Here is a 26,126-nt window from a genome sequence, read left to right as displayed (position 1 = left end):
GGGTGTCGCGTCAGAACGTTCCGACCCCCTCTGTCGCCTTCGGCGACATCTCCCCCTCAAGAGGGGAGATCATTAGCGCCGGGCGCTCACCGTCAGCTCCGGCTTCTGGTTGATGGTCTGGAACACCACGCAGTAGCGCTCCGTCAGCTTCAGCAGTGAGTCGATACGCTCCTGAGGTTCATTCGTGTCGAGACTGAAATTGAGCCGGATGGCACGAAAGCCGACCGGCGCATCCTTGGCGACACCCAGCGTGCCGCGAAAATCAAGATCGCCTTCGGCCTCCACCGAGGCGGCGCCGAGCTTGAACTCGAGCGCTGTCGCCACCGCCTTCAGCGTCACGCCGGCGCAGGCCACCAAGGCCTCAAGCAGCATGTCGCCGGAACAGAGCTCGAGCCCCGAGCCGCCGGTTGCCGGATGCAGGCCGGCGATGGCGATCGCCCTGCCCGTCTCGACCTTGCAGGCCACCGACTGGTTGTCGATCGAACCCTTCGCTCTCAACGTGATCAGCGCCCGCGAGGCGTCGTCGCGGTAGGCCTGCTTAAGCGGCGCCTGCATGGCCTTCAGTTCGGTTGCATCCATTTGCGTTGCCTCTTTCGCTTTTGCGGCCAGCGAGCAGCGTGGCTTTGGCAGATATAAGTGCCGATCGCGTCCCGGAAGCAAGACCGCCAGGTCCTGCCCCAACGCAAGCTCAGGGCTGGCGTAGCGCTGTGCCAACTTTCGACCGTATAGCTTGGCAAGAAGGCCCGACTTCCCGGCCATCACGTTGATCCACGAAATTTCTGTCGCTTCCTGTAACACTGGTCCGCGCCTATGGCCGATGTCGCCATTCTCGAAACACGCGAAAGGGTTCTCGCCGGAATCCTGCTGACCGGTGCCGCCTATCTCTTGTTTTCGACGCAGGACGCCTCGATCAAGCTGCTGGTGACCGGAATGACGGTGTGGCAGATCATGTTCTTCCGCAGCATCACCATTCTGAGTGCCTGCGCCGCGATGGGCGGGCGGCAGCTGTTCGCCGACACGCTACGCTCGCCGATCGTGCGGCCAATGCTGGTGCGCAGCGCCTTCACGCTCGCCGCCTGGCTATGCTACTACAACGCCGCGCGCAGCGTGCAGCTTGCCGAACTGACCACCGTCTATTACGCGGCGCCGATCATCGTCACCGTGCTTTCGGTGTTCCTGCTCGGCGAAAAAGTGCCGATGCTGCGCTGGCTGGCGGTCTTGATTGGTTTTGTCGGTGTCTTCGTCGCTTGCGATCCCACCCATCTCGGCCTGTCGGTGCCGGTGCTGCTGGTGTTGGCGGCCGCACTTTTGTGGGCCATCGCCATCGTGCTCCTGCGCAAGACCGCGCTTGCCGAGCGCTCGATGATCCAGCTCCTCCTCAACAATTTCTATTTCCTGGTGTTTTCGGCGGTACCGGCGCTTTTGCGGTGGCATACGCCTGATCTGACCGAGTTGCTGCTTCTCGCCAGTGTCGGCGCGCTCGGCGGCCTGGCGCAGTATCTCCTCTTCGAAGGCATGAAGCGCACGCCGGCATCGATCCTCGCGCCTCTCGAATACAGTTCGCTGCTGTGGGCGTTCGCGCTCGGCTTTGCGATCTGGGGCGACGTGCCGCGCCGCGAAGTGTTTCTCGGCGCCGCGCTGATCGGCGCCGCCGGGCTGCTGATCGTCGGCGGCGAACATTTCCGCAAGCGGCTGTGATGTTCATCAGTGGTGACAGTACGATGTCAGGACCGGACGGCGTAGGCTATCGGCATGACTGACGTGACAGCCACTGCTGATACTGTCGCCGAGCGCACATTGGGTATTATCCTGGTGTCGTGCTCGGCGGCTGTCTTTGCCCTGACGGGCGTGTTGACAAAATCGATCCATGCCGACCCGCTGACCATCATCTGCTGGCGTGGCTTTGTCGGCTCGATCCTGATCACGCTCTATGTGTTGTGGCGACGACGCCGATCCGGCGGGCGCGAGAGCCTGCGGCTTGGCTGGCGCGGCTGGCTGCTGGCGGTGGAAGGGGCACTGGCGAGCATTGCCTTCATTTCGGCGTTCAAATTCACATACGTCGCCAATGTCGCGGTCATCTATGCCACCGCACCTTTCATGACCGCGGTTCTGGCCTGGATTCTGAACTCGCGAACCTTTCCGCATGCAGACGATGGTCGCCGCCGCCGTCTCGCTTTGCGGTGTGGCGATCATGGTTTGGTCCGGTTTCGGCACCGGCCACCTCTTCGGCGACGGGCTGGCGCTGCTGATGACCATAGGCAGCGGTCTTTACATGATCATGGTGCGTGCCTTCCGCGACACGCCGGTGGTCTGGGCCGGTGCGGTGTCGGCATTTCTGCTGTTCGTACTCGGCTGGTTTGTCACCGACCCGCTGGCGGTTTCATCCAGGGATGTCGCGCTCCTCGTCACTTTCGGTGCGTCCTTCGCGCTGTCGTCGATCCTTTGGACGGAAGGGGCGCGGCTTATCCCTGCGGCCGAATCCGGGCTGCTCGGCTCGGCCGAGGTGCCGTTCGCGATCCTGTTTGCCTTCCTGTTTCTTGGCGAGATCGCGCCAGAAGCCAGCATGATCGGCGGCGCCATCGTGCTCTGCGCGGTCTTCGCCCATGCCGGCCGGGACTGGCTGTCGGCCCGCTCCCAACGCACGGCGTCAAATATTTCTTAAAAAAGTGACACAGTCACGGAACCATCATCGGACTCAGACATTATTGATGCGACGGGTCACCCCCCAAGTCCCCCCAAACCCCTCGGCCCGTCCTACTCCAAGCCGACCGTAAGGTCGGCTTTTTCTTGGCTAAACAGGCCCCACCGCAAGGTCGGCTTTTTCCATACCTTGTCGACGATATCCGAGCTCTCCCGAATCAACCAAGCGATCCGGCCAGAGCCAGATTGCCGCCGAGCAGTGTCGCCAGATCGCCCGCCGGAATATCGGCCCCGGCGCGCAACCGGATCGCGAATTCCGCCATCGGAACCTGCGGCAAGCCAAGCTCGCGCGGCGCCTCGACGATGCCGGAATGAGCAAAGCGCGCGGTGCGCAGCGTCAATGCGACGCCGGCATTTACGGCCGTGCGCAACCCAGCCAGGCTGGCACTTCCGGCGGCGATCCGATAATTGCGGCCGGCGGCATCGAGTGCCGCGAGTGCGGCCTCGCGAAAACCGCAATAGGGATCGAGCAGCGCCAGCGGCAGTTCTTCCTGCCGCGAGGCCAGCCCTTTGCGTGAACACAGCCATATCATCGGTTCGCGCAGTACACCGACCTCGTCCGGAGCCGCCGTCTGGCGCATGACGATCGCAATATCCAGGCTGCCGGCCTGCAGGGCCTGCGCCAGTTCGGCCGAGCGGCCAACGCGCAATTCGATCCTGACGCGGGGATGGCTGGCAGCGAAGGCACGCAGCAGATCCGGCAGGCCGCTGTCGGCGAAATCCTGCGTCGTCCCGATGGCGACACGCCCGGCAGCCCGCGCCCCCTTCAACGCCAGCCAGGCCTCGCGATGAACGGCAAGAATGCGCCTGGCATGACCGACGAGATCCTCGCCGGCCGGCGTCAGCCCACGCCCCCTCCCCTGTGGCGCCAGAAGCGGCTCGCCGACGATCTCCTCGAGCCGCTGCATCTGGGCCGTCACGGCCGAGGGCGAGCGGCCGACACTCGACGCCGCCCGCGCCAGCGAGCCGCTGTCGACGAAAGCGAGGAAGGTTTTGAGCAGGTCGGGTTCCAGAGCTTCCATAATTCGATAATATCGAATCTTTAGTTGAAAACAATTCGATTTTTTTGATTTAAAGATGGTGACATGGTCTCTCCAACGGCGATCAGACGCCGCTGAGCCAGGAGAAGAAAAATGCCCATCATCAACATCAGCCTCACCGGCAAGCCAGACGCCTCTTTGTCGGCCAGGATTGCCGGGGAAATAACCGAGATCACCGCCAGGCAGTTGCGCAAGGATCCGACCATCACAGCCGTTGCCGTATCCTATTTCGATCCGCAACATTGGTTCGCCGGCGGCAAATCGCTGGCCGAGCATGGCTCCAACACGTTCTGGCTGGATATCAAGGTGGTCGACGGCACCAACACCAAGCTCGAGCTGGAAGCCTATCTCAAGGCTCTCTTCGATGCCTTCGACCGTCTCCTGGGCGGCGTGCACGAGGAAAGCTATGCCTTCGTGCATGAAGTACCTGCCGCCGCCTATGGCTATGGCGGCAAGACCCAGGAGTTCCGATTCATCAGCGGGCGGTTGAAGGCGGCATGACGGCCTTGGCCTTCTCCCTCCAGAGGGAGAAGGCCCCCTCTTCCACATTGACCTCACGCCCACTTCCGCTACCTTCTGCCCCCGAAGCGGCCGCGGAAGAGCCGCTATGACAAAACTTGTTGGGAGAGACGCGGCATGATCCTGACACTGGCGCTGCTTGCGGGTCTTGTTGCAGCCTGGCTGCTGATCGGCGTGGTGGAAAAATTCCGCCTCGGCCTGCGCTTCACCCAGGCGCTGCTCTATGTGCCGTTCAAGCTCGCCTACCGGATCAGCGACAACCGCGTCAGGATCGCCCGCAAGGCGCAGGTACCGGTCATCTACGTGATCTCGCACCAGTCGCGCTTCGAACCGGCGCTGATGCTGTCGCTGCTGCCCGACGACACGCTGCATATACTTGACGAGGTCTCGGCACGCTCGCCCTGGCTCGAACCCTGGCGCGAACTTGGCCGCACCATTGCCTTCAATGCGGAACACGTCTTCGTCAGCCGCCGCCTGGTGCGTGTGCTGAAGGGCAAGGGCCGGCTCGCCGTCTATCTGCCGGATGCGGTCGAGCCCGACGTCAAGACGTTTCGCCTGTTTCGCGCCGTCACCCGCATCGCCATGCAGGCCGACGCCCGCATCGTCCCGATCTTCGTCGCCGGCGCGCGCAGCCTGCCTGTGTCGCTGACGCCTGCGGACAAGGCGCCGCGGCACTGGTTTCCGCGGCTGTCGATCAGCGTTCTGGAGCCGATGACCATCGCCGAACTTGTGGCGCGCAGCCCGGACCAGGCCTCGAACACCAATGCGCTGTTCGACCGCGTCGCCGAGGCCCGGCTTTTTGGCACCGACCTCGATCGCGGCCTGTTCCTGGCCATTCGCGATGCGGCATTCAGAGTCGGCGCCTCGCATCCGATCATCGAGGATGTCATTTCGGGCGCGCTTAGCTATCGCGAGATGTTCATCGGCGCGCGCGTGCTGGGCAGGCGCTTCGAGACGGTAACGGCACCGGGCGAGGCAGTGGGGATAATGCTGCCCAACGCCAATGGCGTCGTGCTGTCGCTGGTCGGCCTTCTCTCGGGCGGACGAGTCGCGGCTATGATCAACTACACGGCCGGGCCGGCGAGCGTCACGGCGGCCGTGCGCACGGCCGTCATCCGCACCGTCATTTCGTCGCGCGCCTTCGTCGACAAGGCCGATCTCGCCGATATCGTGGCGGCGGCCGAAAAGGGTGGCGCCAGGCTGCTGTGGCTGGAAGATATTCGCACCAGCGTCACCCCGCTGGACAAGCTTGCCGCCGCCTTGCTGTGGCGCTGGCCGCTGCAGCGGCAGGACGCCGCCAAGCCGGGCGTGATCCTGTTCACCTCGGGTTCTGAAGGCACGCCGAAAGCGGTCGTTCTGTCGCAAAAGAACCTGCTCGCCAACGCCATGCAGGCCGAAGCGCGCATCACCATTTCGCCGGCCGATATCCTGCTCAACGTACTGCCGGTGTTCCACTCCTTCGGCCTGACGGGCGGCACCATATTGCCACTGGTTACCGGGGTAAAACTGTTCCTCTACCCCTCGCCGCTGCACTACAAGATCATCCCCGAGATCGCGCGCAAGGTGAAGCCAACGATCATGTTCGGCACCGACACATTCCTCGCCAACTATGCGCGCACCGCCAAGGACGGCGACTTCTCCAGCCTGCGCTTCGTCGTCGCCGGCGCCGAGGCGGTGAAGCCGGAAACCCGCCGCGTCTACCGCGAGCGCTTCCAGGCCGAAATCATCGAGGGCTTCGGGTTGACCGAGGCAGCACCCGTGGTTGCCGTCAACACCGCGATCCATGGCCGTGACGGTACTGTCGGGCGGCTCTTACCGGCCATGCGTATGAGGCTGGAACCGGTCGAGGGCATTACGGACGGCGGTCAGTTGTGGCTCGACGGACCCAATCTCATGATGGGCTACATGACAGCGGACCGTCCCGGCGAGTTGCAAACTCTGACCGGCTGGCACGATACCGGCGATATCGTCGCCGTGGACCGCGAAGGCTTCATCAGCATTCGCGGTCGCGCCAAGCGCTTCGCCAAGATCGCCGGCGAGATGGTGTCGCTGGGCGCGGTCGAGATGCTGGTGCAGTCGCTGTGGCCTGAAGAGCGCCACGCCGCGGTTGCGGTGCCGGACAAGAGGCGCGGTGAGCGCATCGTGCTGGTCACCACCGCCGACGATGCCAATCCCGAAGAACTGCGCCAGTTTGGCAAAAAGGCCGGGGCAGCCGAACTGATGGTGCCGAACGACATCGTCAAGGTGGAGGAAATTCCGGTGCTCGGTTCCGGCAAGACCGACTATGTCTCGACCAGGAAGCTGGCAATCGACAGGCTGGGCGTGGCCGCCTGAGTCGGATCAAGGACTTCGGCGGGCCTTCTATCCTATGTCCGAAGGCGGTACTTTCTCGCCCTCGAGCGAGGCGCGCTTGGAGTAAGCGCGCACGGAAAACGGCAGGAAGATCAGATAGCCCGCGACCGATGCCGTCAGCGTGTACCAGGGATAGGTCATCAGCAGGAGGACGTAGAGCACGACGGCCAGGATGACCGGCAGCACCCTGTCGCCCGGGATCTTGATGCTCTTGCCGGAATAGACCGGCAGCCGGCTGACCAGAAGAAAGGCGACCAGGATGGTGAAGCCGGTGGCGACGAAGGCCGCCGGGCGGCTGGGCTCCACCCCGAGCCGCAGGAAATAGAGATAGAGCGGCAGCATCACCAGCACCGCGCCTGCCGGCGCCGGCACACCGACGAAATATTCGGTCTGCCACAAGGGGCGTTCGGCCTTGTCATCGTCGAGCACGTTGAAGCGGGCGAGCCGCAGCCCGCAGGCAATGGCGAACAGGAGTGCCGCGATCCAGCCCGGCGAGCCGGCGCGGTCGAGCAGGAAGGCATAGAGCACCAGAGCAGGTGCCACGCCGAAATTGACGATGTCGGCCAGCGAATCCATCTGCGCGCCGAATTTGGAGGTTGCCTTCAGCATCCGCGCCAGGCGGCCATCGATGCCGTCGAGAAAGGCGGCCAGCAGCACCATCACCACCGCCGGTTCGAAACGGCCTTCAAAGCCGAAGCGGATGCCGGACAGTCCGGCGCAGATGGCAAGCACGGTGACGAGGTTGGGCAGCACCATGCGCATCGGGATCTCGCGGATGCGCGGACCGCCGCTGGCATGTGCCTCGAACTTTTTGAACGGCGCGCCCAAGGCTCAGGAAATCCGCACAAGGGGAGTGCCGGCGACACCACCGAATTCGGCAAGCACGGTTTCACCGCCGACCGCCGTCTGGCCAACGGCAACACGAGGCGTCGCGGTCAGGGGCAGGAACACGTCGACGCGCGAGCCGAAGCGGATCAGGCCGAACCGCTCGCCTGTGCCGATCGAGCCGCCGGCCTCGGCCCAGCAGACGATGCGGCGCGCCACCAGGCCGGCGATCTGGACGGCAGCCACCGTGCCGTTGGGGCTCTCGATGACCAGGCCGTTGCGTTCGTTCTCGGTGCTGGCCTTGTCGAGTTCGGCGTTGAGGAATTTTCCCGGCCGATGTTCGATCTTGGCGATGCGGCCGCGCACGGGCGAGCGGTTCACATGGCAGGAAAAGACGTTCATGAACACCGAAATGCGGGTCATTTCGACATTGCCGAGGCCGAGTTCACGCGGCGGCAGGGCCGGACCAACCGCCGAGATGATGCCATCGGCCGGGCTCACCACCAGCCGATCGTCCACCGGGGTGACGCGCTCGGGATCGCGGAAGAAATAGACGCACCAGGCGGTCAGGATCAGGCCGATCCAGAACAGGATGGAGGAGAAATAGCCGAGGAAGAGCGTCGCCGCGCCAAAGGCGGCAATGAAGGGGTAGCCCTCGCGATGGATCGGTACGAACGCGTTCTTGACCGTGTCGACAAGGCTCATGGGATGGGGGCGGTCCCTGTTTCAGGTTCGGCCTCAATAGCCGAAACACCCCCTACCCGCAACGCGACAATCCGCGGCGCGGGCGAACGGGCACACCCACCCGGCGTCGGAACGCCAGGCGCTCCGCATTTCTGGAAGTCGCGGTCGACTTGTGCACCCATGCCATAGCCGTCAAGATTCCGGCCTGCACGGAGCAGATCTCATGAAAAGCCGAGGATTCACGATCCGCGTAGTTCTCCTGCGCCGCGCGACCGCTGGCAAGGACGGTGGTTTGGAGCCACCTTCATGCAGCGCAATGGCCATGCCGATGGGGCATTCGTCCTGAGCGAAAAGCAGCAACTCACTGTCGGCGAACAGCCCTCTCGTTCGTCCTTGGTGAGAAAACGCGCCATCGCACCCGCAAAGGGCCGATGACGCACGCAACGGAGACTCTCGATCATGCAGACATCGTCCGGCACCAAAGCTCGTCTCATCACGGAAGGCCTGGCCTTCGGCGAGTCGCCGCGCTGGCATGACGGGCGGCTGTGGGTCTGCAACTGGGGCACCGGCGAGATCATAGCGGTTGATGCCGATGGCAACCGCGAAGTCATGCTCACCGTGCAGGCGGACTTGCCCTATTCCATCGACTGGTTGCCGGATGGACGCCTGCTCATTGTCTCAGGTCGCGAGGGTTTGCTGTTGCGGCAGGAAGCCGATGGCGGGCTCGTCACCCATGCCGATCTGCGCGGCTTGTCGAAAAGTCCGTGGAACGAGATCGTCGTCGATGGGCGCGGCAATGCCTATGTCAATGGCGGCGGGCCGGCGCCGGCGCCCGGTGAGCATTTCGGTCCGGGCACCATCGCTCTGATCACGCCGGACGGCGCGACCCGGCAAGTTGCAGACAATATCGCCTTTGCCAACGGCATGTCGGTGACACCGGACAACAAGACACTGATCCTTGCCGAATCCCATGGCAAACGGCTGACCGCTTTCGACATCGCCGCCGACGGCATCCTGTCCAACCGGCGCGTCTGGGCCGATCTCAACGGCTATCCGGATGGCATCTGCCTCGATGCCGAAGACGCGGTCTGGTACGCGGATGTTCCCAACAAGCACTGCGTGCGGGTGCGCGAGGGCGGCGAGGTGCTGCAGACCGTCGCCGCCGATCGCGGCTGCTTTGCCTGCATGCTGGGCGGTGCGGACCGAAGGACATTGTTCATCGCCGCCGCCGAATGGCGCGGCTTCGAGCACATGGTCAGCGACGCCCGCACCGGCCAGGTGCTCGCCATTGAAGCACCAGCACCTGGGGTCGGCTGGCCTGGCTAAAGTCCCGGTACCCGTTGATAGTTGGCGATGTCGGCCCGGACACCGAGCCGGGCGATCGTCTCCTTCGGGTCGAAGGCAACGCGCTCATGCGCGGCCTTGACGATCGGAACCACATTGTCGACGGCAGCCTGGCTTTCCCATTCGACGATAGTGACGAGATTGAATTCGCCTGGTCCGGAGAATTGTTCGAGCAGAAAATCCTGCACGAAACCTTCCTGCAGGCGCAGCAGCTCGTGCGTCATCTTCACCTTGGCGAGGATTTCCTCGCGGGCATTGGCAGGTACGACGAACTTGTCGACCCTGAACACGCTGCTGCCGTTAACGTGGTGATTCTTAAAGCTCATATCCACTTTTTCCGTCCTCGATGATGCGGTTTCCGGCTCTCGGTCGACGGTCTACAATCTCAACTTAAGTTGAGGTCAAGCGGATTTTTTCTCCTTCTCTCCTTACGAGAGAGAAAGAAGAGCCGCCCGCAGCTACGACACCTCCGACGTCCGCCGGCGAACGATGACGCCGAGTTCGTCGCCCTCGCGAGCGAGACGCAGCCGCTCCTCGGCTTCGGTCGCCTCGCGCTGGCGGTCCCACATCGAGGCGTAGAGGCCGTGCTTGCGCATCAGTTCGACATGGGTGCCGCGTTCGGCGATCTGGCCATCCTTGAGCACGATGATTTCGTCGGCCGAGATCACCGTCGACAGGCGGTGGGCAATGACAATGGTGGTGCGGCCCTTGCTGACCAGATCGAGCGCGGCCTGGATCTCTTGCTCTGTGTGGCTGTCCAGCGCCGAGGTCGCTTCGTCGAGCATCAAGATCGGCGGCGCTTTCAGGATGGTGCGGGCGATCGCCACGCGTTGCTTCTCGCCACCCGAGAGTTTCAGGCCACGCTCGCCGACCATCGACTTGTAGCCGTCAGGTAGTTTTTCGATGAATGGCCCGATCTGGGCGAGTTCGGCCGCCTTGCGGACCTCCTCCTCACTCGCGCCGACGCGGCCGTAGCGGATGTTGTAGGCGATGGTGTCGTTGAACAGAACCGTGTCCTGCGGCACCATGCCGAGTACCGCGCGCAAGCTGTCCTGGGTGACATCCCTGACGTCCTGGCCGTCGATGAGAACCTGGCCGCCCTGCACGTCGTAGAAGCGGAACAGCAGCCGCGAGATGGTCGACTTCCCGGCGCCCGACGGCCCGACAATGGCAACCGTCTTGCCCGCCGGCACTTCAAAGGAGACACCTTTCAGGATCTTGCGGTTCGGATCATAGGAAAAATGCACGTCGCGAAACTCAACCTTGCCGGCGCCGACGGCCAGCGGCTTGGCGTCCGGCTTGTCGACGATCTCCTGCGGCACGTCGAGCAGGTCGAACATGTGCTCGATATCGGTGAGGCCCTGCCGGATTTCACGGTAGATGAAGCCGATGAAGTTGAGCGGCACGGAAAGCTGCACCAGCATGGCATTGATGAAGACGAAATCGCCGACGGTCTGCGTGTGAGCCTGCACCTCCAGTGCCGACATGCACATGACGACCACCGTGCCAATGCCGAAGATGACACCCTGGCCGAAGTTCAGCCAGCCGAGCGAGGTCCAGGTCTTGGTGGCGGCGACCTCGTAGCGGGCCATCGAGCGGTCGAAGCGCTCCGCTTCCATGCGCTCATTGGTGAAGTATTTGACCGTCTCGAAATTGAGCAGCGAATCGATCGCCTTGGTGTTGGCGTCGGTGTCGCTGTCATTCATGTCGCGGCGGATCGAAATGCGCCAATCGCTCGCTTTGACCGTGAACCAGACATAGAGGCAGACGGTAGCCGCCACCACGGCCACGTATTTCCAGCCATAGGTGAAACCGAATATGCCCGCGGTCAGCGCGAATTCAAGGATGGTCGGCGCGGTGTTGAGCATGATGAAGCGCACGATCGTTTCGATGCCCTTGGTGCCGCGTTCGATGATGCGCGACAGGCCGCCGGTGCGGCGCTCCAGGTGGAAGCGCAGCGACAGCTGGTGCATGTGGACGAAGGTGCGGAAAGCAAGCTGGCGCACCGCATGCTGGCCGACCCGTGCAAACAGCGCATCGCGCAACTGGTTGAAACCGAGTTGGACGAGCCTCAGGACATTGTAGGCAATAACCAGCATCACAGGGGCAAGCAGGAAGGACGGCAATGGCGGCGGCGTTCTGGCCCCACCAGCCAGCGCATCGGTCGCCCATTTGAAGAAATAGGGACCGGCGACCAGTGTCACCTTGGCAACGACCAGCAGCAGCGTCGCCCAGGTGACGCGCGCCCTGAGATCGGCGCGGTCGGCCGGCCACATATAGGGCCAGAGATTGCGCAATGTCGCCAGGGTAGATGTTTCGGCGGAGACGGTTTTTTCGACCACTTTTTCTTGCCTTTTGGGTGGGAGGGTCAGCGGCCGGAGCAGCAGGAATTGACGAGGGCGCTCAGCGATGCCGATGTCTCGGCGAGGGCCGCGCGATCGACGGCATAGCGGGAGCGCCGGCGGTCGGGCTCGAAGCGGACAAGGCCGGCCTCGACCAGTATCTTCAGATGCTGCGAGACCGTCGACTGCGCCAGATCGAAACGATCGACGACCTCGCGGCAGCAGCACGAATTGCTGGCCGAGAGGTGCTTCAATATCTCGATACGCGCGGGATGCGACAGCGCCGCGAATCGCGCCGCGACAGCGCGACTGTCGCAGATGCGGTTGGATAGCGCGCTGCCAGCGCGGTCTGGTTCAAGGGTGGATTCTGTCATCGTTCATCGGCGATAGACGATGGATGTCACCGCCGCAAGCTGCTCTTCCGGGCAGATCGGATCGCGCTAATGCCCTGAGACGGATTTCTCGATCCCTGGAATGACGGCAATCTGTTCAGCCAGGAACTCGACCAGCAAGCGGACCCTTGCGACGCCCGCGCGCTCCGGGACGATCAACATGTTCAATGGGACCGACGGCAGCGAATAATCCGTCAAAATCGTCTCGAGCAGGCCCGCCGCCAGAAGATCGTCCACAATCCATCGATGCGCCGGCGCGATGCCTCGACCAGCGACCATGGCCTGCCGCGCGGCAAGCCCATGGTCGATCCGCAGCCGCCCCGAGAAAGGCACGGTGTGGCGTTCGCCGCCCGCGCCCTGCAAGGCAAGCGTTTCGCTGCCCGCCACGTTCGACATCCGGATGCCCTCATGCCGAGACAGATCCGAAGGAACGGCCGGTCTTCCCCGCGCCGCCAGGTAATCCGGAGATGCCACGAGCAGACGCCGCGACTGGCCGAGGGCCCGCAGCTTCAACGAACTGTCCGTGAGCGGCCCCAGCCGAAGCGCGATGTCGACGCCCTCGCGGACCAGATCCACCCGCTCGTCCGTGAGGCTGAGGTCAACGCCGATGTCGGGATGACGGTCCTGAAAAGCGAAGATCAGCCGGCTGACATGCAAGACACCGAAAGCCGCCGTACAGCTTATCCGGATTGTGCCGGCGGGCGCGCCACGCGTGCCTCGGGCCTCATCGCTGGCCTGTTCTACAAGACGCAGTATCTGAACGCTGTTGGCATAATAGCGGCTGCCTTCGGCGGTCATCGTGACACGCCGGGTCGTCCTGCTGAGCAAAGGCACGCCGACAGCTTCCTCGAGCTCCCGCACATGCCGTGTGATCGTCGACTGCCCGACACCAAATTCCCGCGCGACCGCCGACAGGCTGCCACGCTCGGCCACACGAATGAAGGTGCGCATGCGCTCGAATGTAATGTCTGACTTATCCATTATTCGGCACAATATTATGCATTACCTGCATATAGTGGATTGAACAGCCATTGGCTACCTTCCCGCCAGTTTTCCTCAACACTGGATCTGACCCATGAAAGTGCTGCTTGTCTTCGCTCACCCTGAATCCCGCTCGCTGAGCGGCGCCCTTCGCGACGTCGCAGTCAAGGAACTCGAGGCTCAAGGGCATGAGGTGCGCGTATCGGACCTTTACGCCGATGGCTGGAAGTCCGAAGTCGATCGCGCCGACTTCCCATCACTGGAACCCGATGCGCGGCTCATCCCCGTCGCGGCTTCCAAGAAGGGTTTCGAGGCCAACACGCTGACCGCAGATGTCAAGGCCGAGATCGAGAAGCTCCTGTGGGCCGACACCTTGATCCTGCAGTTCCCGCTTTGGTGGTTCGCCATGCCGGCGATCCTCAAGGGCTGGGTCGACCGTGTGTTCGCCTACGGATTCGCCTATGGCGTTGGCGAGCATAGCGATCGGCGCTGGGGAGATCGTTACGGCGAGGGTACCCTTGTCGGAAAACGCGCGATGTTGATCGTGACCGCCGGAGGCTGGGAGGAGCACTATACGCCGCGCGGGATCAACGGATCCATCGATGACCTGCTGTTCCCGATCAATCACGGGATCCTGTACTACCCTGGATACGACGTACTTCCGCCGTTCGTGGTCTACAAGGTCGATCGTCTCGAAGAGGCAGGCTTCGAACCCGTGGCCGAACGCCTGCGTGACAGGATGCGGACACTGGCGACGACGCCGCCCATCCCATACCGTCGGCAAAATGGCGGAGATTATCTCATCCCGAGCATGAATCTCCGCCCTGAGCTGGGCGATCCGCATGCAACCGGCTTTGCCCTTCACTCCAACCGCGTGGGCGATGCCAGTTGATCGAAGTGGGCTTCTACTGCGTCTTTGCCGGAGCCGTGGTCGCCTGCTCTCCCATCGCCTTGAGGTCGGCAGCTTCGCCTTCCTTGGACTTTCCCGGGACCTTGAATACCTGTCCGGGCCAGATGCGGTCAGGATTCCTGATCTGGTCCTGGTTGGCGAGGTAGATGGTGGAATAGCGCACGCCATGGCCATAGACGCGCCGCGAAATCCGCCACAGCGTATCGTGGCGGCGGATGACGACGGCGCCGTCGGCATGTTCGAGCTTGGGCGATACGACCTCCGGCACATCGCCTGGCGGCGTGGCTTCCGCCACGACGGCCGGAGCCTCGGTGGCGGGCGCACCTGGAGCCGGAGCGGCAGGAGCATCCGCGGCGGCCGGTACGGCCGGCTTGGTCTCAGCTGGCTTGCCATCCGCTGGCTTGGTTTCGGCGGGCGCCACGGCAGCGACCGCTTCGCCCGGCTCGCGCTCGAACGGCACGGCGGCGCGAGCCACAACCTTCACGCCATCGGCATCGAGGCCGTCGACATGAATGGTATAGCTGCCGACCGGAATGTCGCGCGTTGCCTCGACGAGGAAATGACCATCCGGCGATGTCTGCGCGTCACCGAGCAGGATGTCGTTGGCATAGGCGCGCACCTTGCGGCCCGGATCGGCGAGGCCGGCGACAAAGATCTTGTTGCCGTCTATCTCCACCGCCTCGACGACGATCTTGGGTTCGCCCACGGCTGCGGCGGGCGGTGTTGCCTCCGCGACGGCTGGCGCGGGTGCGGCTGGTGCCGGCGATGCAGCGGCGGGAGCAGTTGGTGCCGGAGCAGCGGGAGCGGCTGCCTGATCGCCGGCGGGCGCGGCTGGTTTGGTCTCGGGTGCCGGAACTGTCAGCAGTTCGGCCGGCTTGCCTGGCTCCTCGACCATGGCCAGCACCTGGCCGGCCGCGTTGGCCGGAACCGAGACCACGGCGGTCTGCGCCGAGGCAGTCACAACCGTGCCGACCGTCGATCGCAGGGCAATCGTATAGTCGCCGGGCTTCAGCGGATCGTCGAGCACGATGACAAAGGCGCCATCCGGACCCGCCAAGGTCGAGCCGATCACGGTCGTGCCGTTCAGGATCTCGACCTTTGAATTGGGTGCCGCATTGCCGGCAACGACGATCGAACCATTGCTCTCGACGCGCACGACATCGAAAGTGGGCGCAATCGGACCGGCCGCTGCCGGCGCGACGGGCGCCGCCGGATCGGCAGCGGCCGGGGGCATGGCCTCTGTTGCAGGCGCGGCCGGGGCCGCTGTCTGTGGCGCCGCCGCGGGAGCAGCCGGCACCGCCGGCGCTGGCAGTCGTCCTTCCGTGCCGGGATCAGCCGGTTTCGGCGCCTCGGGCGGCGTCAAGGCCACGACCTGCGCCGGGGCGGCTGGATGAAGATACGGGTCGAGTGCGCCCGATACATAGGCGGTTCCCGCGGCCGCGACGGTCCCACCCGCCGCGAACAGGAACGCCTTCAATGGATTAATCGCCATATTTCCCTACCCCTTAGCCACCTAATGCCGGTCTAGCGTGTTTTCCCAAAGTCGACAAGAAAAACGGGCCGGCAACAAAAAGCCCGGGCTTGTCAACCCTTGGGGCTTGACCAAGCTTTCAGACCCAATCACCAATCATTCGCATGAATACGATTCGATCCGTCTGCGTCTATTGCGGCTCGTCTCCGGGCCGCGATGAAGTCTATGCGAAGGCCGGACACCTGCTTGGGCGCTCAATTGCCAGAGCGGGCCTGCGGCTGATCTATGGCGGCGGCACCAAAGGCATTATGGGCGCCGTCGCCGACGGCGCGCTCAAGGCCGGCGGCAAGGTCACGGGCATCATTCCCCGCTTCCTGATCAACAGGGAAGCAACCGAAACCGCGCTTGACCGGCTCGACGAATTGCTGATCACCGACAACATGCACGAGCGCAAACACAAGATGTTCGAGAAATCCGACGCCTTTGTGGCGCTGCCTGGCGGCATCGGCACAGTCGAGGAGATCGTCGAGATCATGACCTGGGCGCAACTCGGCCATCACCGCAAGCCGATCGTCTTCGGCAACGTCAACGGATTCTGGGACCCGATGACGGCGTTGCTTGATCACATGGCGGCGGAAGGTTTTATTCACACCGCGCAACGGGTCAAGCCGCTGGTCGTCAATGATCCCGAGGCCATCGTCGCCGCCATCATGGTGGCAGGGTCCTCCGTCGACGCCCCGACGGAAGGCGTGCAGTCGGTGATAGACAAGATGTAAGGGAGTAAGGGAATAGGGCAGTAGGAAGACAGCACCTACTGCCCTACTGCCCTACTGCCCTACTGCCCTACTGCCCTACTGCCCTACTGCCCTACTGCCCTACTGCCCTACGCAAATCCCCAATCACCGCGCGCTTATCCTGCCGCCGCCAGGCAAGATGGATCGCCACGCTGCGCTTGAACCAGGGAAGGTCGCGGAAAATGATGCCCGGCGGCGCGACGCTTCGCAGGCTCTCCTGCACCGTCGCCAGACCCAGTCCGGCGCTGACCAGGCCGAGCGAGGTCAAGGGATCGGCCGTCTCATAAGCGATGTCGGGCACGAAGCCAGCTTCGATGCAGGCGGCCAGGAACTGGCCGCGGTTGGTATCGGCGGGCTGACGCACCACGGTGATCCAGGTGCGTCCATCGAGATGATGCGGGCGGATGTCGGCCACAGCCGTGAGCGCATCGCCCTCGGGTATCGCCAGCACCAACGGCTCGCGACGGGCCAGCATCGAGGCAATTTCGGGATAGTCGGCCGGCGGGGGGGAATAGACCAGGCCGAGATCGAGCGTGCGCTGGCGCAGCCCCTCCAACTGCGCGGCAGAGCGCAGGCTCATCAGGCTGAGATGCAATTGCGGCCGCTCTCGTCGAAACTGCCTGAGCATGCCGGCGACCAGCCCGGCATGCACCGCGCCCTCGACATAGCCGATAGCAAGGCGGCCGGCCGCGCCGGTCGCAAGGTCACGGCCGAACATCTCCAGCCGCTTCGCGCCGGCGAGAAGCATCTTGGCCTCGGCGAGAAAAGCGCGACCTTCTGCATTGAGATGAACCCGCTGCTTTGCCCTTTCGAACAGAGCAAAGCCCAGTTGCTCCTCGAGTTGCATGATCTGCCGGCTGAGCGGCGATTGCGAGATGTGCAGCAGTTCGGCGGCGCGGCCGACATTGCCGGTCTCGGCCACGGTGACGAAATACCGGATCTGGCGCAGGTCGAACACTTTTTCTCCGAAACACCTAGTCTCAATAGGTCTCAACTCTAGCCTAATCAGTCTTGGACAGTCTGACCAGCCAAAAGCGATAGTCGGCCATCCCAACCAAAGGAGACCGAGATGCAGTTCTTTGCCCTTCTCACCCGCAACACCACAAAGTTCAGCGACGCCGACTTTGCACCGCTTTTGCCGGGCGAGGCCGAACAGCGGCGCACGCTCTACGCCGAAGGCGCTGTGCGCCAAGTCTGGAACCGTGGCGACATTCCCGGCAGCGGCATGATGTTCGAAGCATCCGACGATGCCGAAGTGCGCGGCCATCTCGCCACTTTGCCGCTGATAAAGGCCGGCATGATGGAGATCACCGCGATCGTGCCGCTCAATCCCTATCCGGGATTTGGGCCGAAACGGTAAACCGCATCGGACGGCGCGGCGGGCGGCGAGGCCGGCCGCGTGTGTATCGTCATTGCCATTCCTGGTAGGACGCTTGCTGGGAGGTGGGGGCGACAGAGGCCGGCTGGGCTGTCGACACCCTGGCGAATACCGCGCTGATCGAGATGCTTCGCACGCTTATCCCTGCCATCGGTGGAACGGTCGTTTCGATCGACGCCCCGTCCGGCCATTGTACCTTGATGGTAAATTCACCAGGCGGAAAACTTTCTCGATTGGCTTGGATCGCGCCCAGCAATGGTTCCAAGGCGCTACCATCGATGACGTTGCCATGGCGCGCGTGTTTCTGCGCGTACGCCCATTCATCACGCACCGTCCCGAGCGCTCTGTCAAAGTCGGTAAAGCCGTTCTTGGCCACCGGCGTCATGGAGATCGTTTGCGACCGGACGCTGACACCGAGCAACTGTAGCGCAGCCGAGTCCTTCACACTGGAATCGACCGCTTTGTTCAAGCCGCGATCTGCCAGCAGGCCAATTGAAAACTGAAAATTCATCGATCAAATCTGAACGTTGCCAATCATCGTACAGTATTGGAGACTGGTAAACACTGCGTTTTCGCGACCAATCGACCTTGCAGCTGCATATCTGCTCGAGCCACCTGGCTGACAATTTCTGAGCCACCGTTCGCAACGCTAGCCAAACAAACCGACGGCAACTGTTGCGTCCAGCCCTGCCGCTGCTCGACACACTGTGACCGGCTGTCAAGAAACCGTCACACGGAGCCGGGTTCGCTTGTGCTAGAAGTGGCGGTGAGGTGCCGCTAACGCGGCGCTGCGGTCGCAACCTGTATCTGGCACTGCCATGGATATCGCCCTCGCTCCGGAAGGCACCGACCTGTCGCCTTACCTGCCCGATGAGCACGGGCTGTTCTTCAGCTATCATTTCACGGCGGAAGGCTCCCGCACCAAGGATCCCGCGCAGGCGCGATGGACATGGCGCAGCTACCAGATCACCGATCTCCACGCTCGCCAGGAGATCGGCGCCGAGAAGGTTCTGCCGGCCCCGGCGCGCGATGCTTTCCTCGCCCCCAGCCATGGCTGCCACATCGACTATGAGGATGGCTGGCTCTACGGCGATCTGCCGGACCTCAAGCACGATTTTTCGGAAGCGCGCGGACTCGTCCATTTCCGCTTCGCCTTCAACGACACTATTCTGATCGGCGCCCGCAAGCAGCCGCTGGAGTCGGTCGACGCCGTGCGCAAGGTAGTGGAAAGTGGATCGCGGAAATTCCGCTCGCCGTCGGACCTGATCGAGGCGGTCATGGGCCAGTCGCTTGATGGCATGGCGATAGAACTCGGCAAGCTCGGCGACACGCTCGATGGCATCGAGGACCGCGTCGTGCGCGATGCATGGCACAATGAACGGCAAGCGCTGGTCGAGGCGCGCCGGCAGCTGGTGGTCATCCACCGGCAGATGGCAACGCTGACCACCCTGTTCCGGCATCTCGACCATTCGCATCGCGACGAGTTGCCGGATTCGATCAACGACATGGCGGCCCGACTCTCGCACCGGGCGCAGACGCTCTACCATGACGGCGAGCAGTTGCAGGCGCGCACGCGGCTTCTGCAGGACGAGTTGATGGCCAAACTGACCATGCAGTCGAACCAGTTGCTCTATGTTCTCTCTGTCATGACGGCTGTGCTGCTGCCGATGACCATTATCTCCGGCCTGTTCGGCATGAATGTCGGCGGACTGCCGCTTGTCGACACGCCATTGGGCTTCTGGGTGGTGACGGCGGTTTCAATGGCTATCGCCGCGGCCACCTATCTGTTCGTCAGACGGCTTGGCCGAGGCCTGTAGCGGCAATTGGCAATATCTTGCGCCGAAGCCTATCGGGCAGCAGCCCGGCGGGCCGTCATCAGCATCGACCAGGAATAGATCGCCAAGGCTGTCCAGATCAGGGCAAAGGCGGCGGCCTGGGTGGTGCCGAACGGCTCATCGAAAATCAGGACCGCGATCAGGAACACCATGGTCGGCGCGATATATTGCATGATGCCGATGGTGGAGAGGCGCAAAAGCTTGGCGCCGAACGCAAACAGAAGCAGCGGCACCGATGTGACCGGACCGCAGCCAATCAGCAATGCGGTATCGGTGCCGTTGCTGGACACGATGTGATCCTGTCCGGTCGCGATCAGGTAGACGATATAGAAGAGAGCGGGCACGGACAGCAAAAGCACTTCGAGCAGAAAGCCCTGGCTTGGCCCGATCGGCAGCGTCTTGCGAAAGAAGCCGTAGGCGGCGAAGGAAAAGGCCAGCGCCAGCGATACCCATGGAAGCTTGCCGCCCTCGATCGTCAGCACCGCCACGGCGACCGTCGCCAGCACCACCGCCGCGATCTGCAATTTGTCGAGTTGTTCGCCAAGCAGCAGTGCACCGACGACGACGCTGACCAGCGGGTTGATGTAATAGCCAAGCGCGGTCTCGACGGTGCGGTCGACGGCGATCGCCCAGACATAGATGCCCCAGTTGACCGAAATCAGCGCCGCCGTCAGGCCCGCCATGGCGATGGTGCGGGGTGAGCGAATTGCCGCCTTGAAGTCCGCGGTGCGGCCGGCCCAGACCAGAACCGCGGCGGCGATCGGCACGGACCAGACGATGCGGTGGGCGATCACCTCGGCAAGCGGCAGATGCGCCACCGCCTTCATGTAGAAAGGCAGCAACCCCCACAGGAGATAGGCGCCCAACGCCAGCAGGAAACCGCGGCGGGCCTTTGAATCCGCGTCCAGGGCAATTGATTCAGTGGCCATGGGCCAACGCTATGGCCCAGTAATCTTGGCAAGACCATCACAAAGTTCTGATGGATCAATGGACTTTCGCTGATGGGTCAACCTTATTCGGCGGCAACCAGCCCAGCCATCTCACGGTTCTTCATCAGCTTGTAGATGATCGAATCCATCAGCGCCTGGAACGAGGCGTCGATGATGTTTTCGGAAACCCCGACCGTCCACCAGCGTGCGCCTGTGCCGTCATGCGATTCGATCAGCACGCGGGTGATCGCCTCGGTGCCGCCATTGAGGATACGCACCTTGAAGTCGGCGAGTTCGAGGTCGACGATCTCGCTCTGGTATTTGCCGAGATCCTTGCGCAGCGCGATGTCGAGCGCGTTGACCGGTCCGTGCCCCTCGGCCACGGACATCTTCTCCTCGCCGTCGACCAGCACTTTCACGATTGCTTCGGACACGGTCTTCAACTGGCCGTTGGCGTCGAAACGCCGCTCGACCATGCAGCGGAACGAGGTGACGTTAAAGAACTCCGGCAGGCCGTGCAGCATCTTGCGGGCGAGCAGCTCGAAGGAGGCGTCGGCGCCCTCATAGGCATAGCCTTCGGCCTCGCGCTCCTTGACGACTGATATCAGCGCATCGAGCCGATGATCGTCCCTGGGCACCTCGATGCCGCGCCGTTTCAGTTCGGCGAGGAAATTGGCCTTGCCGCCCTGGTCGGAGACCATGACGCGCCGGCGGTTGCCGACGGATTCCGGCGGAACATGCTCATAGGTCGCCGGCTCCTTGGCCAGCGCCGAGGCATGGATGCCGGCCTTGGTGGCGAAAGCCGAGGCGCCGACATAGGGCGCCTGCGCTTCCGGGGCACGGTTCAAGAGTTCATCGAATGCGCGCGACAAGCGCGAGATGCCGGTCAGCGCCTCGGCCGAAATGCCGGTCTCGAAGCGATCGGCGAATGCCGGCTTCAGCGCCAGTGTCGGCACGATCGAGATGAGGTTGGCATTGCCGCAGCGCTCGCCAATGCCGTTCAGCGTGCCCTGGATCTGGCGCACGCCGGCCTCGACAGCGGCCAGGGAATTCGCAACCGCCTGGCCGGTGTCGTCATGGGCGTGGATACCCAGATGATCGCCGGCAATGCCCGTTTCGATGACCTTGGCGACGACGGTGCGCACTTCCGAGGGCTGCGTGCCGCCATTGGTATCGCACAACACCACCCAGCGCGCGCCGGCATCATACGCCGTTTTCGCGCAGGCCAGCGCATAGTCCGGATTGGCCTTGAAGCCATCGAAGAAATGCTCGCAGTCGACCATCGCTTCTTTGCCGGCGGCGACGGCGGCCTCGACCGAAGTCTTGATCGACTCCAGATTCTCCTCGTTTGTGCAGCCGAGGGCCACGCGGACATGATAATCCCAGCTCTTGGCGACGAAGCAGATGGCGTCCGACTTCGACTGCACGAGCGCCGCAAGGCCGGGATCGTTCGAGGCGGAGACCCCTGCCCGCTTGGTCATGCCGAAGGCGACGAACTTCGCCTTGGCCGTGCGCTTCTTCTGGAAGAAGGCGGTGTCGGTCGGATTCGCGCCGGGATAGCCGCCCTCGACATAGTCCATGCCGAAGTCGTCGAGCAGTTTTGCAATCGCGATCTTGTCCTCGACGGAAAAGTCGATGCCCGGCGTCTGCTGGCCATCGCGCAATGTGGTGTCGAAGAGATAGAGGCGGTCGCGGGTCATGGTCATTTGCCTGCAAATTTGTCCGTCGCGCGGATCAACTGGTCGAGGATTCCGGGCTCGGAATAGGCGTGGCCGGCGCCTTCGATCAGGTGGAAGTCGGCCTTTGGCCAGGCCTTGTGCAGCGCCCAGGCGTAGCGCGCCGGACACGGCATGTCGTAGCGGCCATGGACGATGGTGCCGGGAATGTCCTTGAGCTTGTGCGCATCGCGCAGAAGCTGCCCCTCCTCCAGCCAGCCGGCATGGACGAAATAGTGGTTCTCGATACGGGCAAAGGCGACGGCATAGTCGTCCTGTCCAAACGGACCGCTGGTTTCAGGCTCCGGCAGCAGCGTGATCGTCTCCCCTTCCCACAGGCTCCAGGCGCGAGCAGCCTCTATCTGCGCCTTGCGATCCGTGCCGACCAGACGCTTGCGGTAGGCCGCCATCATATCGCCGCGCTCGGCCTGCGGGATCGGCGCCAGGAAACGTTCCCACTTGTCGGGAAACATCTCGGAGACACCGAACTGATAATACCATTCGAGTTCCGCGCGCGTCAGCGTGTAGATGCCACGCACCACCAGCTCGCTGACGCGGTCAGGGTGCGTCTCGGCGTAGGCCAGCGCCAGCGTCGAGCCCCAGGAACCGCCGAACACCAGCCATTTGTCGAAGCCGGCCATTTCGCGCAGGCGTTCGATGTCGGCGACGAGATGCCAGGTCGTATTGGCCTCCAGCGAGGCGTTCGGCGTCGATTTTCCGCAACCGCGCTGGTCGAACAGGATGACGTCGTAGAGTTTTGGATCGAACAGCCGCCGATGCTTTGGCGAGATGGTGCCGCCCGGTCCGCCATGCAGGAACACGGCCGGCTTGGCACCCTTGGTGCCGGAACGCTCCCAATAGACCGTGTGGCCGTCGCCGACATCGAGCATGCCTGAGTCGAACGGTTCGATTTCCGGATAGAGTGTGCGCAAGCTCATAGTTTCAAGCCCTGTTGCGGCCAGTTGGCGGTTTCGTGGTCGGGGTGTTGGAAGGAGATGATCTGCTCCTGCCTGGCGTAGTAGTCGGGATCGTCGTGGACCGGCGCCTCGAAGATCTTTTCCATCCAAGGCAACCGGGCCGCATAGTTGACCTGGATCTGCGGCGCCAGATCCGAGCGGTCGTCGAAGGCGCCGATGGCGATCTCGAGCCCGCTGGGCTGGCGGTAGGTCAACGGCGTGCCGCAGCGGGCGCAGAAGCCGCGATCGATGTTGATCGACGACTGGAAATAGCTCGGTTCCTCATGGGTCCATTCGACACCATCCCGGGGCACGGTGACCAGCGCGCCGAAGAACGAGCCGAACTGCTTCTGGCACATGCGGCAATGGCAGATTGACGGGCGCCCGAGCGCTCCCTTGATGCGGAAGCGCACGGCGCCGCACTGGCAGCCGCCGGTTCGGACGGTCTCGGTCATGGTCTTTCCTCCGGCGGCCATTGTTCGGTGTCGTGATCGGGATGCTGGTAGGAGACAAGCTCGGCGAGATAGGGAGCCGAACCCATGTCCGCCATCGTATCTTCGCCCGGCAATTGCGGAATGGTGTCGACATAAGGCAGTTTTGCTTCGGTGCCCCACTGTACAGTCGGTGCGATGCCTGCCGGATCGTCGAAGGTGGCGATCGCCAGCGCAAGTCCGTCGGGCGCCTCGAAGGTCAGCGGCGTGCCGCATTCGGCGCAGAAGCCGCGCCAGGCGGCATTGGAGGAGCGGAAACGCTTGGGCTCGCCGCGCGTCCAATCGAGCTTGGCGCCATGCACCGAGACCAGCGGCATGTAGAAATTGCCGCTCGCCTTCTGGCACATGCGGCAGTGGCAGATCGAGGCGTCGCCAAGCGCGCCCTCGACGCGGAAGCGCACCGCGCCGCATTGGCAGCCACCTGTATAGACCGGTCGGTTGTCGAGGCTCATCGCGTCTCACTCCGGATCATGGCAGACCGCCTCGACATTGTTGCCGTCGGGATCAAAGACGAGGCACCGTAGTAATTCGGGTGATAGTGTGGGCGCAGCCCCGGCTCGCCATTGTCCTTGCCGCCGGCGGCAAGCGCTGCCGCATGAAAGGCGTTGACTTCGGCGCGGCTGCGCGCGGTGAAGGCAACGTGCTGATGGGCCTTGGGCTTGTCCTTGGCGGTCTGCAGCCAGAACACCGGGCGGTCGCGGCCGTAGCCGCCGATCCTGGCGCCGCCTGTGTACTCCAGCGGCACCATGTAGATCAGCGAAGCGCCAAGCGGTGCCATCGCCTTGTCGTAGAACGCCTTCGAAGTGTCGAAATCGGCAACGTTGATGCCAAGATGGTCGATCATCTTTTTACCTCCCAGGTCGTGATGCGTTCGCCGGTCGCCGGATCCTTGCCGTCCTTCAACTGCACGCCTTGCACCAAAAGGTCATCGCGGATGCGGTCGGCCTCTGCCCAGTTCTTCGCCGCGATGAGAGCGAGGCGATTGGCGATTGCCTTGGCGATCTTGTTCTCATCCACCTCTTCGGAGCCGACATCGAAGCCAAGAAACAGCAGCGACGCCTTCAGTGCGGCAGCGGCTTCGTTGCCATCGGCTGCCTCACCGGCCAACTGCGTCAAAACCTGGAAGGCGGCATAGGTGGCCAGGTCATCGGAGAGGGCCTCCACGACCTTTGCCGGCAGTTGCCCGACGGTCGGCGCAAGGTCCGCCGCGCGTTTCCACTTGCGCAGCGTGTTCTCCGCCTCCTCCAGCTTGCGCACGGAAAAGTCGATCGGCTCGCGGTAGTGCGTCATCAGCATCGCCAGCCGCAGTACCTCGCCCGGCCAGCTGCGGCCGCCGAAGGTCTCGGTCTCCAGCAGTTCATGGATCGAGTAGAAATTGCCGAGGCTCTTCGACATCTTCTGCCCCTCGACCTGCAGGAAGCCATTGTGCATCCAGACATTGGCCATGACCGACGTGCCGTGGGCGCAGCGCGACTGGGCAATCTCGTTCTCATGATGCGGGAAGATCAGGTCGAGGCCGCCGCCATGGATGTCGAAAACCTCGCCGAGATAGGCCGCGGACATGGCGGAGCATTCGATGTGCCAGCCCGGCCGGCCCCTGCCCCATGGGCTTTCCCAGCCCGGCTCTGCCGGCGATGACAGCTTCCACAGCACGAAATCCTGCGGGTTCTTCTTGTGCGCGTCGACGGCGACGCGAGCGCCGGCCTGCTGCTCGTCGAGATTGCGCTTCGACAATTGCCCATAGTCCGGCATCGACGCCGTGTCGAAGAGAACTTCGCCAGCGGCAACATAGGCATGGCCGCGTTGGATCAGGCTTTGAATCAAGGTGATCATGTCGGCCTTGCCGTCGGCGCGCGGCTCGACGAATTCGGTGGCGCGCGGTTCGACCGTCGGCTCGAGGCAGCCGAGCGTGGCGACATCCCTGTGGAACTGGTCGGCGGTCTTTTCCGTCACCCGCCGGATCGCTTCGTTGAGCGACAGCTTTCCGGTGGATATCTCGCCGCCGAAATCGCGCAACGCACGCGCGTTGATCTTGTCGTCGACGTCGGTGATGTTGCGCACATAGGTGACGTGGGCTTGTCCATAGAGATGGCGCAGCAGACGGAACAGCACGTCGAAGACGATGACCGGCCTGGCATTTCCGATATGGGCGAAGTCGTAGACGGTGGGGCCGCAGACATACATGCGCACATTCAGCGCATCGATCGGAACGAAATCCGTCTTTGAACGCGTCAGCGTGTTGTAGAGGCGCAGGCCCTTCGATGCGTCAGACATTCCATGCCTTCCCGGTTCAGAACTTCTTGTTTGCATGGAGCCAGTCTCGCGCCGAGACGCAAATCAGGCTCCAGCCTGCTGGCCGGGGCGTTTGTCCAATCTGGGGAAAGATGAGGCGAAAACGTCCGGACCAGCGCGAGGCTAGCCAATAATGCAAATGCCACAGATGGCGAAAGACGTTTTCATGGGCGGCT

General features: G+C 63.2%; 25 protein-coding genes and 2 pseudogenes. 9 read left to right on the top strand and 18 right to left on the bottom strand.

The features are described 5' to 3' along the window. Positions 1-72 precede the first annotated feature (72 nt). The gene (locus AC1VON_RS16575) at positions 73-579 is read right to left on the bottom strand and encodes an OsmC family protein (RefSeq protein ID WP_483124231.1); all 507 of its coding nucleotides are present in this window, start codon (positions 577-579) and stop codon (positions 73-75) included. A gap of 231 nt (positions 580-810) precedes the next feature. On the opposite strand from AC1VON_RS16575, the gene AC1VON_RS16570 reads away from it, so the two are divergent. Both AC1VON_RS16570 and AC1VON_RS16565 read left to right on the top strand, forming a co-directional pair. Then, positions 811-1,698 carry a DMT family transporter gene (locus tag AC1VON_RS16570; protein ID WP_483124230.1) on the top strand — a complete coding sequence of 296 codons (888 nt, stop codon included), beginning with the start codon at positions 811-813 and terminating at the stop codon, positions 1,696-1,698. Positions 1,699-1,752: 54 nt separating this feature from the next. Further along, positions 1,753-2,662 (top strand): annotated as a pseudogene (locus tag AC1VON_RS16565) (DMT family transporter). A gap of 196 nt (positions 2,663-2,858) precedes the next feature. Here AC1VON_RS16565 and AC1VON_RS16560 read toward each other — a convergent pair. Then, on the bottom strand, positions 2,859-3,722 hold the full coding sequence (locus AC1VON_RS16560; protein ID WP_483124229.1) for a LysR substrate-binding domain-containing protein: 864 nt from the start codon (positions 3,720-3,722) through the stop codon (positions 2,859-2,861). 111 nt (positions 3,723-3,833) lie between these two features. Between AC1VON_RS16560 and AC1VON_RS16555 the strand changes: the two genes are divergently transcribed. Both AC1VON_RS16555 and AC1VON_RS16550 read left to right on the top strand, forming a co-directional pair. Further along, positions 3,834-4,241, top strand: a complete 408-nt coding sequence (locus AC1VON_RS16555) for a tautomerase family protein (RefSeq protein ID WP_172351172.1) — start codon at positions 3,834-3,836, stop codon at positions 4,239-4,241. A gap of 135 nt (positions 4,242-4,376) precedes the next feature. Beyond that, positions 4,377-6,593: an AMP-binding protein gene (locus AC1VON_RS16550; protein ID WP_483124228.1), complete on the top strand. Its 2,217-nt coding sequence runs from the start codon at positions 4,377-4,379 to the stop codon at positions 6,591-6,593. Between the two features lie 27 nt (positions 6,594-6,620). On the opposite strand, the gene AC1VON_RS16545 is transcribed toward AC1VON_RS16550, so the two are convergent. Both AC1VON_RS16545 and AC1VON_RS16540 read right to left on the bottom strand, forming a co-directional pair. Then, positions 6,621-7,439 carry a CDP-alcohol phosphatidyltransferase family protein gene (locus tag AC1VON_RS16545; protein ID WP_172351174.1) on the bottom strand — a complete coding sequence of 273 codons (819 nt, stop codon included), beginning with the start codon at positions 7,437-7,439 and terminating at the stop codon, positions 6,621-6,623. Positions 7,440-7,442: 3 nt separating this feature from the next. Further along, positions 7,443-8,141 carry a phosphatidylserine decarboxylase gene (locus tag AC1VON_RS16540; protein ID WP_095204974.1) on the bottom strand — a complete coding sequence of 233 codons (699 nt, stop codon included), beginning with the start codon at positions 8,139-8,141 and terminating at the stop codon, positions 7,443-7,445. A gap of 438 nt (positions 8,142-8,579) precedes the next feature. Between AC1VON_RS16540 and AC1VON_RS16535 the strand changes: the two genes are divergently transcribed. Then, on the top strand, positions 8,580-9,446 hold the full coding sequence (locus AC1VON_RS16535; RefSeq protein ID WP_483124227.1) for an SMP-30/gluconolactonase/LRE family protein: 867 nt from the start codon (positions 8,580-8,582) through the stop codon (positions 9,444-9,446). Here the strand turns inward: AC1VON_RS16535 and AC1VON_RS16530 are convergent. The 4 genes from AC1VON_RS16530 to AC1VON_RS16515 form a co-directional block, all read right to left on the bottom strand. Beyond that, the gene (locus AC1VON_RS16530) at positions 9,443-9,790 is read right to left on the bottom strand and encodes an antibiotic biosynthesis monooxygenase family protein (RefSeq protein WP_172351176.1); all 348 of its coding nucleotides are present in this window, start codon (positions 9,788-9,790) and stop codon (positions 9,443-9,445) included. The genes AC1VON_RS16535 and AC1VON_RS16530 overlap by 4 nt on opposite strands. 132 nt (positions 9,791-9,922) lie before the next feature. Beyond that, positions 9,923-11,806, bottom strand: a complete 1,884-nt coding sequence (locus tag AC1VON_RS16525) for an ABCB family ABC transporter ATP-binding protein/permease (RefSeq protein WP_172351177.1) — start codon at positions 11,804-11,806, stop codon at positions 9,923-9,925. A 26-nt stretch (positions 11,807-11,832) separates the two neighbouring features. Next, positions 11,833-12,180 carry an ArsR/SmtB family transcription factor gene (locus AC1VON_RS16520; protein WP_172351178.1) on the bottom strand — a complete coding sequence of 116 codons (348 nt, stop codon included), beginning with the start codon at positions 12,178-12,180 and terminating at the stop codon, positions 11,833-11,835. A gap of 66 nt (positions 12,181-12,246) precedes the next feature. Next, entirely contained in the window at positions 12,247-13,179 is a 933-nt protein-coding gene (locus AC1VON_RS16515; RefSeq protein WP_483124226.1) for a LysR family transcriptional regulator, read from the bottom strand. Between the two features lie 94 nt (positions 13,180-13,273). Between AC1VON_RS16515 and AC1VON_RS16510 the strand changes: the two genes are divergently transcribed. After that, complete coding sequence (locus AC1VON_RS16510) at positions 13,274-14,071, top strand: NAD(P)H-dependent oxidoreductase (protein ID WP_483124225.1); 798 nt, start codon at positions 13,274-13,276, stop codon at positions 14,069-14,071. 13 nt (positions 14,072-14,084) lie between these two features. On the opposite strand, the gene AC1VON_RS16505 is transcribed toward AC1VON_RS16510, so the two are convergent. Next, positions 14,085-15,581, bottom strand: a complete 1,497-nt coding sequence (locus AC1VON_RS16505; RefSeq protein WP_483124224.1) for a LysM peptidoglycan-binding domain-containing protein — start codon at positions 15,579-15,581, stop codon at positions 14,085-14,087. A gap of 143 nt (positions 15,582-15,724) precedes the next feature. On the opposite strand from AC1VON_RS16505, the gene AC1VON_RS16500 reads away from it, so the two are divergent. Then, a complete protein-coding gene (locus AC1VON_RS16500; protein ID WP_140768468.1) occupies positions 15,725-16,336 on the top strand; it encodes an LOG family protein in 612 nt (203 codons plus the stop codon). Positions 16,337-16,427: 91 nt separating this feature from the next. Here AC1VON_RS16500 and AC1VON_RS16495 read toward each other — a convergent pair whose 3' ends face one another. Continuing rightward, complete coding sequence (locus AC1VON_RS16495) at positions 16,428-17,312, bottom strand: LysR substrate-binding domain-containing protein (protein WP_483124223.1); 885 nt, start codon at positions 17,310-17,312, stop codon at positions 16,428-16,430. A gap of 111 nt (positions 17,313-17,423) precedes the next feature. Here AC1VON_RS16495 and AC1VON_RS16490 point away from each other — a divergent pair, with 111 nt between their 5' ends. Then, complete coding sequence (locus AC1VON_RS16490; RefSeq protein WP_483124222.1) at positions 17,424-17,714, top strand: muconolactone Delta-isomerase family protein; 291 nt, start codon at positions 17,424-17,426, stop codon at positions 17,712-17,714. A 49-nt stretch (positions 17,715-17,763) separates the two neighbouring features. On the opposite strand, the gene AC1VON_RS16485 is transcribed toward AC1VON_RS16490, so the two are convergent. Further along, positions 17,764-18,243, bottom strand: a complete 480-nt coding sequence (locus AC1VON_RS16485; RefSeq protein ID WP_483124221.1) for a hypothetical protein — start codon at positions 18,241-18,243, stop codon at positions 17,764-17,766. Between the two features lie 307 nt (positions 18,244-18,550). Between AC1VON_RS16485 and AC1VON_RS16480 the strand changes: the two genes are divergently transcribed. Beyond that, positions 18,551-19,549 carry a transporter gene (locus AC1VON_RS16480; RefSeq protein ID WP_172351185.1) on the top strand — a complete coding sequence of 333 codons (999 nt, stop codon included), beginning with the start codon at positions 18,551-18,553 and terminating at the stop codon, positions 19,547-19,549. Positions 19,550-19,578: 29 nt separating this feature from the next. Here the strand turns inward: AC1VON_RS16480 and rarD are convergent, their stop codons facing one another. The 7 genes and pseudogenes from rarD to cysS all read right to left on the bottom strand — a co-directional run bounded on the left by rarD (position 19,579) and on the right by cysS (position 25,932). After that, positions 19,579-20,496, bottom strand: a complete 918-nt coding sequence (rarD, locus tag AC1VON_RS16475; RefSeq protein WP_483124220.1) for an EamA family transporter RarD — start codon at positions 20,494-20,496, stop codon at positions 19,579-19,581. 83 nt (positions 20,497-20,579) lie between these two features. Beyond that, positions 20,580-22,202, bottom strand: a complete 1,623-nt coding sequence (gene cimA, locus AC1VON_RS16470) for a citramalate synthase (RefSeq protein WP_483124219.1) — start codon at positions 22,200-22,202, stop codon at positions 20,580-20,582. Beyond that, positions 22,199-23,149 carry a prolyl aminopeptidase gene (gene pip, locus AC1VON_RS16465; RefSeq protein ID WP_483124218.1) on the bottom strand — a complete coding sequence of 317 codons (951 nt, stop codon included), beginning with the start codon at positions 23,147-23,149 and terminating at the stop codon, positions 22,199-22,201. The genes cimA and pip overlap by 4 nt, the downstream gene beginning before the upstream one ends. Then, entirely contained in the window at positions 23,146-23,622 is a 477-nt protein-coding gene (locus tag AC1VON_RS16460; protein ID WP_483124217.1) for a GFA family protein, read from the bottom strand. The genes pip and AC1VON_RS16460 overlap by 4 nt, the downstream gene beginning before the upstream one ends. Further along, on the bottom strand, positions 23,619-24,110 hold the full coding sequence (locus tag AC1VON_RS16455; protein ID WP_483124216.1) for a GFA family protein: 492 nt from the start codon (positions 24,108-24,110) through the stop codon (positions 23,619-23,621). The genes AC1VON_RS16460 and AC1VON_RS16455 overlap by 4 nt, the downstream gene beginning before the upstream one ends. Before the next feature lie 6 nt (positions 24,111-24,116). Beyond that, positions 24,117-24,502, bottom strand: a pseudogene (locus AC1VON_RS16450) (VOC family protein). Continuing rightward, entirely contained in the window at positions 24,499-25,932 is a 1,434-nt protein-coding gene (gene cysS / locus AC1VON_RS16445) for a cysteine--tRNA ligase (protein ID WP_483124215.1), read from the bottom strand. Before cysS ends, AC1VON_RS16450 begins: the two are co-directional and overlap by 4 nt. Between the last annotated feature and the right edge of the window lie 194 nt (positions 25,933-26,126).

This window comes from Mesorhizobium sp. HAY1-8B (genome assembly GCF_056868045.1).
The sequence above is the reverse complement of the archived record's forward strand: the minus strand, read 5'-3'. Positions and strand labels throughout refer to the sequence as shown.